9 protein-coding genes are annotated in these 13318 nt (G+C 70.7%); 6 read left to right on the forward strand and 3 right to left on the reverse strand.

All coding sequences use genetic code 11. The features are described from left to right. The 3 genes from AC3WON_RS29975 to hemL all read right to left on the reverse strand — a co-directional run. Positions 1-745 (reverse strand): TPM domain-containing protein (locus AC3WON_RS29975; RefSeq protein WP_492353363.1); only part of this gene is annotated, 745 nt, incomplete at its 3' end. Between the two features lie 13 nt (positions 746-758). Further along, entirely contained in the window at positions 759-1385 is a 627-nt protein-coding gene (locus AC3WON_RS29980; protein WP_492317504.1) for a LemA family protein, read from the reverse strand. 100 nt (positions 1386-1485) lie between these two features. Next, the gene (hemL, locus tag AC3WON_RS29985; RefSeq protein WP_492353364.1) at positions 1486-2778 is read right to left on the reverse strand and encodes a glutamate-1-semialdehyde 2,1-aminomutase; all 1293 of its coding nucleotides are present in this window, start codon (positions 2776-2778) and stop codon (positions 1486-1488) included. A 241-nt stretch (positions 2779-3019) separates the two neighbouring features. On the opposite strand from hemL, the gene AC3WON_RS29990 reads away from it, so the two are divergent. The 6 genes from AC3WON_RS29990 to AC3WON_RS30015 all read left to right on the forward strand — a co-directional run. Then, a complete protein-coding gene (locus AC3WON_RS29990) occupies positions 3020-3190 on the forward strand; it encodes a rubredoxin (protein WP_010813017.1) in 171 nt (56 codons plus the stop codon). Between the two features lie 329 nt (positions 3191-3519). Next, the gene (locus AC3WON_RS29995; protein ID WP_492317502.1) at positions 3520-4011 is read left to right on the forward strand and encodes a response regulator; all 492 of its coding nucleotides are present in this window, start codon (positions 3520-3522) and stop codon (positions 4009-4011) included. 43 nt (positions 4012-4054) lie between these two features. Continuing rightward, positions 4055-4426, forward strand: coding sequence for a response regulator (locus AC3WON_RS30000; RefSeq protein WP_010813015.1), 372 nt, complete (start codon positions 4055-4057; stop codon positions 4424-4426). A gap of 55 nt (positions 4427-4481) precedes the next feature. Further along, positions 4482-5042, forward strand: a complete 561-nt coding sequence (locus AC3WON_RS30005) for a chemotaxis protein CheW (RefSeq protein WP_492317501.1) — start codon at positions 4482-4484, stop codon at positions 5040-5042. A 116-nt stretch (positions 5043-5158) separates the two neighbouring features. After that, positions 5159-7354, forward strand: coding sequence for a methyl-accepting chemotaxis protein (locus AC3WON_RS30010; RefSeq protein ID WP_492317500.1), 2196 nt, complete (start codon positions 5159-5161; stop codon positions 7352-7354). A gap of 145 nt (positions 7355-7499) precedes the next feature. Then, on the forward strand, positions 7500-13318 hold a 5819-nt coding region (locus AC3WON_RS30015; protein WP_492353365.1), incomplete at its 3' end, for a hybrid sensor histidine kinase/response regulator.

Consider the following 13318-nt stretch of genomic DNA (forward strand, 5'->3'; position numbering starts at 1 on the left):
GGCCCCAGTCCTGCCCCATGGTGTAGCCGCCCAGTCCGCCGAGGCCGCCGGCGATCACGTCGCGCCCGCGCCGGGAGGTGACGATCTGCGGGCCGCGCCGGCGCAGGATGGCACTGAGGAAGAAGAACACGATGATCGCCAGCGGCAGCAGTGCCGGCAGCCACTCGGCCAGCGCGGACGATTGCTGCGCCTTGCGCTGCGGTGCCGCCAGGCCTTCCTTGTCGATGGTGGCCTGGATCGCCGAGATCCCCGCCGCCAGCCCGCCGTAGAAGTCGTTCTGGCGGAAGTGCGGGGCCATCACGTCCTGCAGGATGCGCTTGGACATGGCATCGGTCAGAGACCCTTGCACGCCGCGCCCGACCTCCAGCCGCATCTTGCGCAGCCCGGGCGGGTTGTCCTTGGCGATCAGCACGATCACGCCGTCGTCGATGCCCTTGCGCCCGGCGCGCCAGGCGTCGGCCACGCGGATGCTGTAGGCGTCGATCGGCTCGGGATCGGTGGTGGGCACCATCAGCACGAAGATCTGGCTGCCGCGTTGCTGCTCGTATTCCGCCAGTACGTTCTCGAGCGCGCCGCGCTGCTGTGGCGTCAGCGTGCCGGTCAGGTCGGTGACGCGCTGGGTCAGCGGCGGCACCGCGACGAAGCCGTCTGCCGCCAGCGCCGGGCCGGCCAGCAAGGCCGCCAGCCAGAGCAGGGCGGCCGCCAGCCAGGCGTGCCGCCAGGGCGAGCGCGGGGTTTGGCCCATGGTGTGGCGCGCCTCAGAACTTGACTGCGGGCGGCGTGGAGATGGCTTTCTCGTTGTCCACCGTGAACGACGGCTTGACCGGGTACTTGAAGATCATCGCCGTCAGGTTGGTCGGGAAGCTGCGCGCCAGCACGTTGTACTGCTGCACGGCGGCGATATAGCGCTGGCGGGCCACGGTGATGCGGTTCTCGGTGCCCTCGAGCTGCGACTGCAGGTCGCGGAACGAGGCGTCGGCCTTCAGTTGCGGGTAGTTCTCGGAAACCGCCAGCAGGCGCGACAGCGCGCCGGACAGCTCGCCCTGGGCCTGCTGGAAGCGCTTGAAGGCTTCGGGGTCGTTCAGGGTCTCGGGCGAGACCTGGATGCTGGTGGCGGCGGCGCGCGCCTTGGTCACGGCCTCGAGGGTTTCACGCTCGTGCGAGGCATAGCCCTTGACCGTGTTGACCAGGTTGGGGATCAGGTCGGCGCGGCGCTGGTACTGGTTGATGACTTCGCCCCAGGCGGCCTTGACCGCCTCGTCCTTGGCCTGGAAGTCGTTGTAGCCGCAGGCGGACAGCAGGCTGGCCATGAGCGCCAGCAGCAGCCAGCGCAAGACCGGCATCGGCGAGCTGCCGGGCAAGGAGGGGGACGAAGAAGCGCGCATCGGAGACTCCGCGGGTTGGACGAAAACCCAAGTGTAGCGCACCGCCCTTGTCGCCAGAGGTGCAGGCTGCGCACTGGTGCGCCGCCTGCCTGGCAAGGCCTCAGCCCGCCGCGAACGCCTTGCGCGCGGCCTCGAGCGTGGCCGCCAGGATGGCGTCGTCGTGCTGCGCCGAGACAAAGCCGGCCTCGAAGGCCGACGGCGCCAGGTAGACGCCGTGATCCAGCATGGCGTGGAAGAAGCGGTTGAAGCGCGCGGTGTCGCTCTTGGTCACTTCGGCGAAGCTGCCCGGCACGCCCTCGCGGAAGTAGATCCCGAACATGCCGCCGATAGCGTCCGCCGCGAACGGCACGCCCGCGGCCTTGGCGGCCTCGGCCAGGCCGTCGGCCAGCTTGCGGGTCTGGCTGGCCAGGCGGTCATAGAAGCCGGGTGCCTGGATCAGCTTGAGCGTGGCCAGGCCCGCGGCCACCGCCAGCGGGTTGCCCGACAGCGTGCCGGCCTGGTAGACGCCGCCCAGCGGCGCCAGCTTGGCCATGATGTCGCGGCGCCCGCCGAAGGCCGCCGCCGGCATGCCGCCGCCGATCACCTTGCCCAGGCAGGTCAGGTCGGGCCGGATGCCGTAGTGCGCCTGCGCGCCGCCCAGCGCCACGCGGAAGCCGGTCATGACCTCGTCCAGGATCAGCACTGCGCCGTCGCGGGTGCAAAGCTCGCGCATGGCCTTCAGGAAGGCATCGCTGGCGCGCACCAGGTTCATGTTGCCGGCCACCGGCTCGACGATCACCGCGGCGATCTCGCCGGCGTGCCTGGCGAAGGCCTGTTCCAGCTGCTCGACGTTGTTGTACTCCAGCACCATGGTGTGGCGCGTCACGTCGGCCGGTACGCCCGCAGACGACGGCGCGTTCTGGGTGGTGTCGGCAAAGGTCAGCAGGCCGGAGCCGGCCTTGACCAGCAGGCTGTCGGCGTGGCCGTGGTAGCAGCCTTCGAACTTGATGATCAGGTCGCGCCCGGTGAAGCCGCGCGCCAGCCGCAGTGCGCTCATGGTGGCTTCGGTGCCGGAGGAGACCAGCCGCACCTGCTCGATCGACGGCACCAGCTTGCAGATTTCCTCGGCCATGGTGATCTCGGCCTCGGTCGGGGCGCCGAACGAGAAGCTGTGCGCGGCGGTTTCCTGTACCGCACGCACCACTTCGGGGTGGGCGTGGCCCACGATCATCGGGCCCCAGGATCCGATGTAGTCGATATAGCGCTGCCCGTCGGCGTCCCACATATAGGCGCCTTCGGCACGCGTGATGAAGCGCGGCGTGCCGCCCACCGAGCGGAAGGCGCGCACGGGCGAATTGACGCCCCCGGGAATGGTCTGCTGGGCGCGGTCGAAGAGCTGCTGATTACGGGACATGGCGTTGAGGTGAGGACAAGGACTGCAGGGATCGTGTGCGGCGGCCCCGGGACTTATCGTTGACATGCGGCAAAAACAGCGGAAATTCGCTGCAATTGCCGGCCAATCAGGCGCTAACAGGGCGCTAACATGCGCGAACACGGCGGATCTGGCACGATTCTGGCGGCCGCCGGCTGGCGCCGGCGGCACGGTTTCGGTACCATCTGCGCTGGATTTTAATGGAGAGTGGCCAGAGCCTGTTATGGAATACAAGACTTGGATGTGCCTGATCTGCGGCTGGATCTACGATGAAGCCGCAGGCGCGCCGGAAGACGGCATCGCCCCCGGAACCCGGTGGGAAGACGTGCCGATCAACTGGACCTGCCCGGAATGCGGTGCGCGCAAGGAAGATTTCGAGATGGTCGCCATCTGAGGCGGCGTCCCCAGAAGAACAATAACCGGGCGCGCGTCGCGCCGATGCGACAAAACGCCGGCCGGCCGCGGCCGGCCCCGATTGACGGCCCCCCGGCGTCTTGTCACACTCTGTTGCAAAATGACTGCCCGTCCCCCTGCCGCTGGTGGGGAGGACGGTAGGCAGGTGCGGGTTCCACGCACCGCCACTGCCGGGCATAGCCCGGCCTTGGAAGGGAAACAAGAATTGTCGGGGGTCCGTCGGAGCGCGCATGGGTCGCGCTGCTCCGCACGGGTGTTCTCTAGTGCTTGCCGGCGCTCCGCAAGGGGCAGCTGGTCGCGGGAACAACAATGCGGGTCGCTCAAACAGAAGAATACCAGCGGGTCAATACCGCCGGCGCCCAGGGTCTGGCGCCTGGCGTTTCCATTCCGGACACCACGGCGCAGCCGCGCCGCAAGGTGCTGGTCATCGATGATTCCAGCACCATCCGCCGCACCGCGGAAATCTTCCTGTCGCAGGCGGGATACCAGGTGGTGCTGGCCGAAGACGGCTTCGAGGCGCTCGCCAAGGTGGGCGAGCTGCACCCGGACCTGGTCTTCTGCGACATCCTGATGCCCCGCCTGGACGGGTACCAGACCTGCTCCCTGATCAAGAAGAGTCCGCGCTTTCACGCCATCCCCGTGATCATGCTGTCCTCGCGCGACGGCGTGTTCGACCGCTCGCGCGGCCGCCTGGTCGGCGCGCACGACCATCTTGCCAAGCCTTTTACCCGCGAAGCGCTGCTGCACGCCGTGCAGGCCTGCCTGCCATGCCAGGCCGCGGGCCACGTGCTGCCTGCCTGAAGCGCATGCACGCGACGCCATGTACGAATCGAAGGAAAACCTCATGACTGCCATCAACAAGATCCTGATCGTCGACGACTCCCCCACAGAAGCCCTGTTCATGTCCGACCTGCTCGGCAAGCGCGGCTTCAAGGTCTCGGTTGCCAGCAACAGCGACCAGGCCTTCGCGCGCCTGCAGGCCGAGAGCTTCGACCTGATCCTGATGGACGTGGTGATGCCCGGCCAGAACGGCTACCAGGCCACCCGCGCGATCAAGCGCGACGACCGCTTCAAGGACATCCCGGTGATCATGTGCACCAGCAAGGGCCTGGACACCGACCGCATCTGGGGCATGCGCCAGGGCGCGTCGGACTACATCGTCAAGCCCGTCGACGGCGAAGAGCTGCTGGGCAAGATCGCCGCGCTGGCGCACTGAGCTGCCAGCGCAGGCCGTACGGGAAGCCACTGCCACCTGTTCCGGGGACCGCCAGATGAACGCGCCACGCCAAGACCTCCGCGCCCGCCAGACCCGCCTGCAGGACTACCAGGCCATGCTGGCCCGGCGCCTGCGCGAGGCGCGCAGCCTGCCCGCGGCCGACAGCTACCTCGCGCTGCAGGTGGGCGCGCGCAACTGGCTGCTGCCGCTGGCCGATACCGGCGAAGTGCTCGACATGCGCCCGCCCAGCCCGGTGCCGCTGACGCAGCCGTGGTACAGCGGCCTGGTCAATGCGCGCGGCAGCCTGCTGGGCGTGATCGATTTCAGCCTGTTCTGCGGTGGCGCGCCAACGCCGCTGCAGCCCGGCAGCAAGATCGTGGTGCTGTCGCGCCAGGTCGAGCGCGCCTGCGCGATCCTGGCCACGCGCGTGGCGGGTTTGCGCCATGCCGCCGACCTGAGCCTGCCGCACGGCGATGCGGCGCCGCCACCGGCCGGCACGCCGGCATGGGAAGGGCAACGCTTTGCCGACCGCGACGGGCGTGACTGGCAGGTGCTGGACGTGCGCGCGCTGCTGGACGCGCCGGCCTTCCTGCAGGTGGGACGGGTTGCGGCCTGAGGCCTGGGGCCGGCCGCCGCGCCAATAACAAGAAACAAGAATGACGCGCAGGCCAGGGCCTGCCGCACCCGGCACGAGCCGCCGGGCATGACAACGATTAAATGGAAGAGGGTGCCATGGGTTTCAAGAAATTCAGCCTGGGCCGGCGCACGCCGGCAGCCGAAGCAGCCGCCGGCATGGCCTATGCCGGCGGCCCGGAACCCGCACCGGCACCCCCATCCGCCGACGGCCTGGGCGCCACGCCAATGGAGCATGTCACGCGCTGGCTTGGACGCATGCCGTTCTCGTCGCAGCAGCGGCTGCTGACGGTGGGCGTGGTGGTGTCGCTGGTGGCGCTGCTTGGCTCGGTGTACCTGGACAACCGCATCGCCAACAACGCCGCCGCGCAGATCGAGATCGCCGGCGACATGCTGATGCACTCGCAGCGCCTGGGCAAGGCGGTGCCGGTGGCGCTGCTGGGCAATGCGCAGGCCTTCACCCAGCTGCGCCAGTCGAAAGACGCGCTGGCGGGCGACCTGAAGGCGCTGCAGCAAGGCAGCGACGAGAAGCGCGTGCGCGCCACCACCGGCGCGGCCGAACCGCTGCTCGAGACCGCGATGCAATCGTGGAAGCGCTCCGAGAAAAGCGCCGCCGACGTGCTGGCGCAGCAGCCCGTGCTGACCACCATCGGCCAGACGCTGCAGATCTTCAACGCTTCCAACCCCGAGCTGCTGGAATCCGCCGAACAGGTCGCGGCAATCAAGCTGCAGTCCGGCGCCAACGCGCGCGAGGTGGCGGCGTCCGCGCAGCTGGTGATGCTGACGCAGCGCCTGGGCAAGAACCTGAACGAGTTCCTGGCCGGCGAAGGCGTCAACCCTGAAACCGCATTCCTGCTGGGCAAGGACACCAACACCTTCCGCGAATCGCTGGACGGCCTGCTCAACGGCAGCGAGGCGCTGCGCCTGTCGGCGGCCGCCGATGAAGAGACGCGCGGCTACCTGCAGCAGTTGTCGCAGCGTTTTGAGGCGGTGCAGAAAACCACGCAGACCATCCTGCAGAACCTGCCCGGCCTGATTGCCGCCAAGCGCGCGCAGCAGCAGATCTTCAACGACAACGAGGCGCTGCGCGGCGAGCTCTCGGCGCTGCAGCGCGCCTACGCGCAGTCGGCGCGCGTGCGCCCGGTGACGCTGGGCGCGACCGTGGTGTCGGCGGCCATGACGCTGCTGTGCCTGGTGGGCCTGGCGGCGCTGTACCTGCGCGATTCACGCATGCGCGCGCTGGAAGCCGAGGCGCGCGAGCGCGAGGCCGAGTCCCGCCGCCTGGACGAAAAGCGCAACAACGACAACACCCAGAAGGCGATTCTGCAGCTGATGAACGAGCTGCAGGACATCGCCGACGGCGACCTGACGCGCCAGGCCACGGTGACCGAGGACATCACCGGCGCCATCGCCGACTCGGTCAACTACACCGTGGAAGAACTGCGCGAGCTGGTCGGCCGGGTGCAGCAGACCGCCGGCGAGGTGACGCAGGCCTCGGGGCAGGTGCAGTCCACCTCGACCCAGCTGGTGTCGACCACCGAAGAGCAGTCGCGCCAGATCCGCCAGACCGGCGAATCGGTGGTGGAGATGGCCGACCGCATCACGCAGGTGTCGCGCGGCGCGGCCGAGTCCGCCAACGTGGCGCGTGCCTCGCTGTCTGCCGCGGAGCAGGGCCAGCAGGCGGTGCAGAACGCCATCACCGGCATGAACGACATCCGCGAACAGATCCAGGAAACCTCCAAGCGCATCAAGCGCCTGGGCGAGTCGTCGCAGGAGATCGGTGAAATCGTCGAGCTGATCTCGGACATTACCGAGCAGACCAACGTGCTGGCACTGAACGCCGCCATCCAGGCCGCGTCCGCGGGCGAGGCCGGGCGCGGCTTCTCGGTGGTGGCCGAAGAAGTGCAGCGGCTGGCCGAGCGTTCCGGCGAGGCCACCAAGCAGATCGGCGCGCTGATCCGCACCATCCAGACCGATACCCAGGACGCGGTGCACGCCATGGAGCGCAGCACCCAGGGCGTGGTGGAAGGGGCGCGGCTGTCCGACAATGCCGGCGCCGCGCTGGTCGAGATCGGGCGCGTGTCGCGCCAGCTGGCCGAGCTGATCGAGCAGATCTCGCAGTCCACCTCGCACGAGGCCGACCTGGCCACCACCGTGGCCCGCCATATCGAGCGCATCCTGCAGGTCACCGAGCAGACCACCACCGGCACGCGGCAGACCGCGCAGTCGGTGCGCCAGCTGACGCTGCTGACCGAAGAGCTGCGCAACTCCGTGTCGCGATTCAAGATCGCCTGAGTGGCCGGATGACGCCTGCGACCGCTTCCGCGCACCGCGGCCTTACCGGGCTTAGCGGCCACGCGCTCCATGCCAACTCCGCGCCTGCCGCCTGTTGCGGCAGGTTGCCCGCGGCCGCCCTCCGGGCGCCGCACTGGAAGCCGTCATGTCCCTGAATTTCCCTGTCCCGCGCGATGGCGCCGCAGCCGGCGCACCGGCTGAAGCCAGCGCCGTGCCCGAGCCGGCTCCGGCGCCGCCGTCCGCCAGCGCGCCAGCTGTTTCCGATCCAGGCGCCCCCGCGCGCGACCTGTCCGGCCTGGCGTGGCTTGCGCCGAGCCTGCGCAGCGCGCTCGAAGACGCCGCCGCCGAGCTTGGCCACTATGTCGACGAGGTCCGCCAGGCGCCCGAAGCGCTGGGCGCGCGCGACACCACCTCGCTGCGGCTGGCCGGCCAGCACCTGCACCAGGCCGCCGGCGCGGTGCATATCGTCGGGCTGCGCGGCACCGATCCGTATTGCCAGGCCCTGCGCCGCCTGCTCGAAGCCATCGACGCCGGCACCGTTGCCGCCGGCCCGGAGGCGCTGGCGGTATTCCGCGCCGGCGTGCAGGCATTGGCCGAGTATGTCGACGACCTGATGGCCGGCGACGATGAGACGCCGCTGCGCCTGTTCCAGCCTTATGCGGGCGTGCTGGCGCACCTGGGCGAAGAGCGCGTGCATCCGGCCGACCTGTGGCTCGATGAGCTGCAGATGCTGCCCGGGATGCTGCTGCCGGCAAAGGGCCCGGCGCCGGTCATGCGTGCGCGCCAGCAGTTTGAATCGGCCTTGCTCAAGGCATTGCGCCTGCCTGCGTCGTGCACCGACGCGGCGCTGCTGCGCGAAGCCTGGCTGCCGCTGTGCGCGGCGCTGGACGAGGTGCGCGCCAACGAGCAGGAGGCGCGCCGCGCGGCGGATCACCCGGACCGCGGGGTCTGGCATGTGCTGGCGCTGGTGTTCCGCGTGCTGGGCCTTGGCCTGTTGCCTTCGGACCTGCTGGCCAAGCGCTTTGCGGGCCGCGCCAACCTGCTGCTGCGCCAGTATCTGCAGGGCCATGTGCGCGTGCCGCAGGCGCTGCTCAACGATGCAGTGTTCCTGCTGGTCTGCACCGGCCTGGCCCGCGACCAGGACGACGATGGCGTGGCTGAGCCGCGTGCCGCATTGCGTGCCGATATTGCGCGCACGCTCGCGGCGTTCCGCCTCGATCCCGCGCACGCGCTTGCCAATGCGGACTTCCGCCAGCGCTATTACGGCTGGCTCGACCCGATCGACACGCGCAACCTGCAGCACGCCGCCGCCGGGCTTGAGCACGCCGCCGCGGGCGAACCGGCCGGCTGGGAAACCGCGCTGGCCGCGCTGGCCGAAGCCGCGCAGCCGCTCGGGCAGCCGGCGCTGCAGCGCTGCCTGGCGCAGGTGGCCATGCACGGCGGGCAGCATCACCGCGGCGACGCGCTGGGCGCCGCCGGCATCGCGTTGTTCCTGGCGCGCGCGCTGGCGCTGCCGTGGCGCGTGCACGGGCAATCCGCCCATCCGGCGGCGGCGCGTTTTGCCGCGCAGTGCGAGGCGCTGGCGACATGCCTGGCCGATCCCGCCGCGAGCGCGCCCGCGTGGCTTGCGGGCATGGTCGACGAGGCGCGCGCCCAGGCGCTGCGCAGCGAGGCCGTGACGCAGCTGCGGGCGCAGCTGGACAGCGGCGAATCGTGGCTGGACAGCTTCGACCGCAACGCGGCCCGCGCCGAAGGCGCCGGCCACCTGCGCGATGCGTGCCAGGCCTTCGCCGCGCTTGGCGCCACGCTGGCGCAATTGCAGTCGTCCGCCGCGCTGCCTGCAGCGCTGGTGGACGATGCCGCGCAGGCCGCCGCCGCGGTGCAGTCCGTCAATGCGCGGCTGGCCGTTTCGGGCGAACTCGCCGATGCCAGTGCGCGCGCCGCGCTGCTGGGCGAGGTCGCAGCCGAGCTGGGCGCGGTCCATGCCTTTGCCGATGCGCTGGAATTCGGCCGCGTGCGGCGGGCCGATACGCTTGCCGAGGCCGGCGAGCCCGATGCGCCGCGCGCTGCGCAGCATCCGCTGGCCGCCGCGCGCGCCGCCGCGGCCGAGGCGATCCAGGCTGGCCCCGTTCCCGATGCGCCGCCAGTGCAGCGCCTGCGTGCCGCGCTGCAGGCGCTGGCCGACCAGGCCACCATCGACGACGATGCCGCGCTGCGCCGCCAGGCCGCCGAAGCCACCATGCAATGCAATGCCTGGTTGGCCGGCAGCGATGATGCGGCCGACAGGCTGGCACTGGCACTGGCCGAGCCGGCACGGGCTGCCGCACCCGCAGCCGCGCCGCCCGCGGCGCAAGGCCTGCCGGCTGACGGCGACAAGGCGGCGCTGGACGCCGAACTGCTCGGCATCTTCCTGAACGAAGCCGACGAGGTGCTGGGCGGTATCGCCGGCGACCTCGGCTCGGGCGTTGAGGCGCTGCACGATGCCGATACCCTCAGCCGCGTGCGGCGCGCCTTCCATACGCTCAAGGGCTCCAGCCGCATGGTCGGCCTGCATCGCTATGGCGAAGCGTCCTGGGCGGTCGAGCAGGTCATGAACCTGTGGATTGCCGAAGCGCGCGAGCCGGTGCCCGCGCTGCTGTCGCTGCTGCGCCGCGCGCATGCCGAACTGTCGGCGTGGGTGGCACAGCTGCATCGCGACGCGGCGACCTGGCACGACATCGCGCCGCTGGTGGCAGCCGCCTGCGCGGTGCGCGACCCGGGCACCGCGCAGGCCGCGGATGAACTGCCAGTACTGCCCGGCGCGGCTGCGGAAGCGCCACCCGGGCCGGCCGCCCAGGCCGCCGGTCACACCGGCGTCGATGCCGTCGGGCACGGCGAAGACAATGTGATCCCGTTCCGCCTGTCCGGGGGGCTGTCGGACGAGGACGACCACTACAAGGTGATCGGGCCGGTGCGCATCGGCCTGGCGCTCTACAACGTCTACCTGCAGGAGGCCGACGACCTGCTGCGCCAGTTCGCCACCGACATCTCGGAATGGCGGCATGAAGGCCATCCGTGCCCGAGCGAGCTGGGGCTGCGCGTTGCCCACACGCTGCAGGGCAGTGCATCCACCGTCGGCCTGGAACCCGTGCGTGAGATCGCCGAGGCGCTCGAGGCCCTGCTGCTGCAGCTGGGCTCGCACCCGGTGGCGATGCACCCGGGCGACTTCCGCCTGCTGGAGCAGGCGGTCGAGCGCCTGCGCGGCATGCTGCACCAGTTTGCCGCGGGCGTCTGGCCGGATGCCGATGCCGGCCTGCGCCGCAGCCTGGTTGAGTTCGGCGAGCGCGCGCTGCTGCGTCCGCGCGTGGCGGTGCCCGCGCCGCAGGCGCCGGCCGAGCCGGATGGTTCGGTGGCGCAGCTGCTGGGCCAGTTGCCGCCCGCGCAGGAAGACCAGCCGGAGCCGCCGGCATTGCCCGGGCCGGAGGCCGCACAGCCGCCGGTCGTGCCGCATGACGCGGTGGTTATCGCACTGCCGACCCCGCACCGGGCGCCCGCTGCGCCGGTAGCGGACGAGGGCGCCGCGCCGGATCCCGCGCTGGTCCAGATCTTCCTGGAAGAGGCACAAGGCACGCTGCCCGAGCTGGGCAAGCTGCTGCGCGGCTGGGAAGCCGCCCCGGAAGACTCGCGCCACGGCGGCCTGGTGCTGCGCGCGCTGCATACGCTCAAGGGCAGTGCGCGCATGGCGGGTGCCATGGCGCTGGGCCAGGCCGCGCATGAAATGGAGACGCTGCTCGACGCCAGCCTGCGCGGGCAGGGGCAGCAGGCCGTCGGGCCAAAGCTGTTCGAGCGGCTCTATGCCTGGTACGACCGCATCCTGGCGCATGTCGAGGCGCTGCCGACTGGCCGCCTGCTGCCCGCGGACGATCCGGACGTGGTCAACGGCCTGGCCGAGGTGCCCGAGCAAGCGCAGGCCGATGCGCCGCTGCCGCAGGCGGATACCGTCGTCGAGGCGGTGCCCGCCGCCAGCCTGCCCGCCATGCCGGGGCCGGCAGACGTGATGGTGGCGATGCCGCCGGCCGTGCCCGCCGAGCCGCAACGCGCGCTGGTGCGCGTGCAGGCGCGCGCGCTCGACACGCTGATCAACGAAGCCGGCGAAGTCGGCGCCACGCGCGCGCGCCTGGACAGCGAACTGGAGGCGATGCGCGCCTACCTGGGCGAACTGAACGACAACGTCGCGCGTCTGCGCGGGCAGTTGCGTGAAATCGAGATCCAGGCCGAATCGCAGATGGCGTCGCGCATTGCCGACGCGCAGCACAAGCAGGAATTCGACCCGCTCGAGTTCGACCGCTTCACGCGCTTCCAGGAGCTGACGCGGATGATGGCCGAGTCGGTCAACGACGTGGCCACCGTCGAGCAGAACCTGCAGCGCGGCTTTGACCGCGCCGCCGGCGACCTGGCGGCGCAGGCGCGCCTGACGCGCGGCTTGCAGCGCGGGCTGATGCAGGCGCGCATGGTGCAGTTCGACGCGCTGGCCGAGCGCCTCTATCGCGTGGCGCGCCAGGCCGCGGCCGAGACCGGCAAGGAAGTGCGCCTGCTGATCAAGGGCGGCACCGTGGAAATCGACCGCTCGGTGCTGGACCGCATGGCCGGCCCGATCGAGCACCTGATCCGCAACGCGGTGGTGCATGGCATCGAGGCAACCGCGCAGCGCCGCGCCGCGGGCAAGGCCGCCACCGGCGCGCTGACGCTGGAGGTGCAGCAGGAAGGCAACGAGGTGGTGCTGCATTTCGTCGATGACGGCGGCGGGCTGGACCTGGAGCGCATCCGCGCGCGCGCGGTCGAGCGCCGCCTGCTGGCGCCGGACGACGACGCCAGCGAAGCGCGCCTGACCGAGCTGATCTTTGCGCCGGGCTTCTCCACCGCCGACGCGGTGTCGGAGCTGGCCGGCCGCGGCGTGGGCATGGACGTGGTGCGCGCCGAGACCGTGGCGCTGGGCGGACGCATCACGCTGGAGTCTAAGCCCGGGCAGGGCACCACCTTCACCGTGCACCTGCCGCTGACCACGGCGATCACGCAGGTGCTGGTGATCTCGCTGGGCGCGCGGCGCTATGCCGTGCCCAGCGGCATGATCGACCAGGTCCAGCAGCTGCGCGCCCCGGCACTGCTGGACGCTTACAACCAGGGCCGCCTCACTGTGGCCGGCGCCGAGGTGCCGTTCTTCTACTTCGGCGCGCTGCTGGAGGAAGGCAACGCGGTCGCGGCCGGGCGCAAGTATTCGCCGGTGGTGCTGGTGCGCAGCGGCGCCGAGCGCGTGGCGGTGCATGTGGACGATGTGGTCGGCAACCGCGAAGTGGTGGTCAAGCATATCGGCCCGCACCTGGCACGCCTGGAAGGCATTGCCGGCGCGACCACGCTGGGCGATGGCGAGATCGTGCTGATCTACAACCCGGTGGTGCTGGCGCAGCGCTTGGTGCGCGAACGCGGCCAGCCGGTGCCGCAGGCCTTGCCGCAGACGCCTGCCGTGCAGGCGCGGATGGGCGCGGTCGCGGAACTGGCGGGCGACGGCACCACCGAGCCGGTGCGCGGCCTGGCGGTGCAGCCGACCGTGATGGTGGTGGATGACTCGCTGACCGTGCGCAAGGCCACCCAGCGCCTGCTGGGCCGCGCCGGCTACCAGGTGGTGCTGGCGCGCGACGGTGTGGATGCGCTCAAGCAACTGCAGGATGTCATGCCGGACGCGATGCTGGTCGACATCGAGATGCCGCACATGGACGGCTTCGACCTGACCCGCAACGTGCGCTCCGACGCGCGCACCGCGCATATGCCGCTGGTGATGATCACCTCGCGCACGGCCGACAAGCACCGCCGCTATGCCGAGGAGATCGGCGTCAACGTGTACCTGGGCAAGCCTTACAACGAGGATGAGCTGCTGGGCACGCTGCATCGGTTGCTGGGTGAGCGGGCGGCCGGTACGGCGGGGTCGGT

This window comes from Cupriavidus sp. FW305-46, assembly GCF_058787075.1.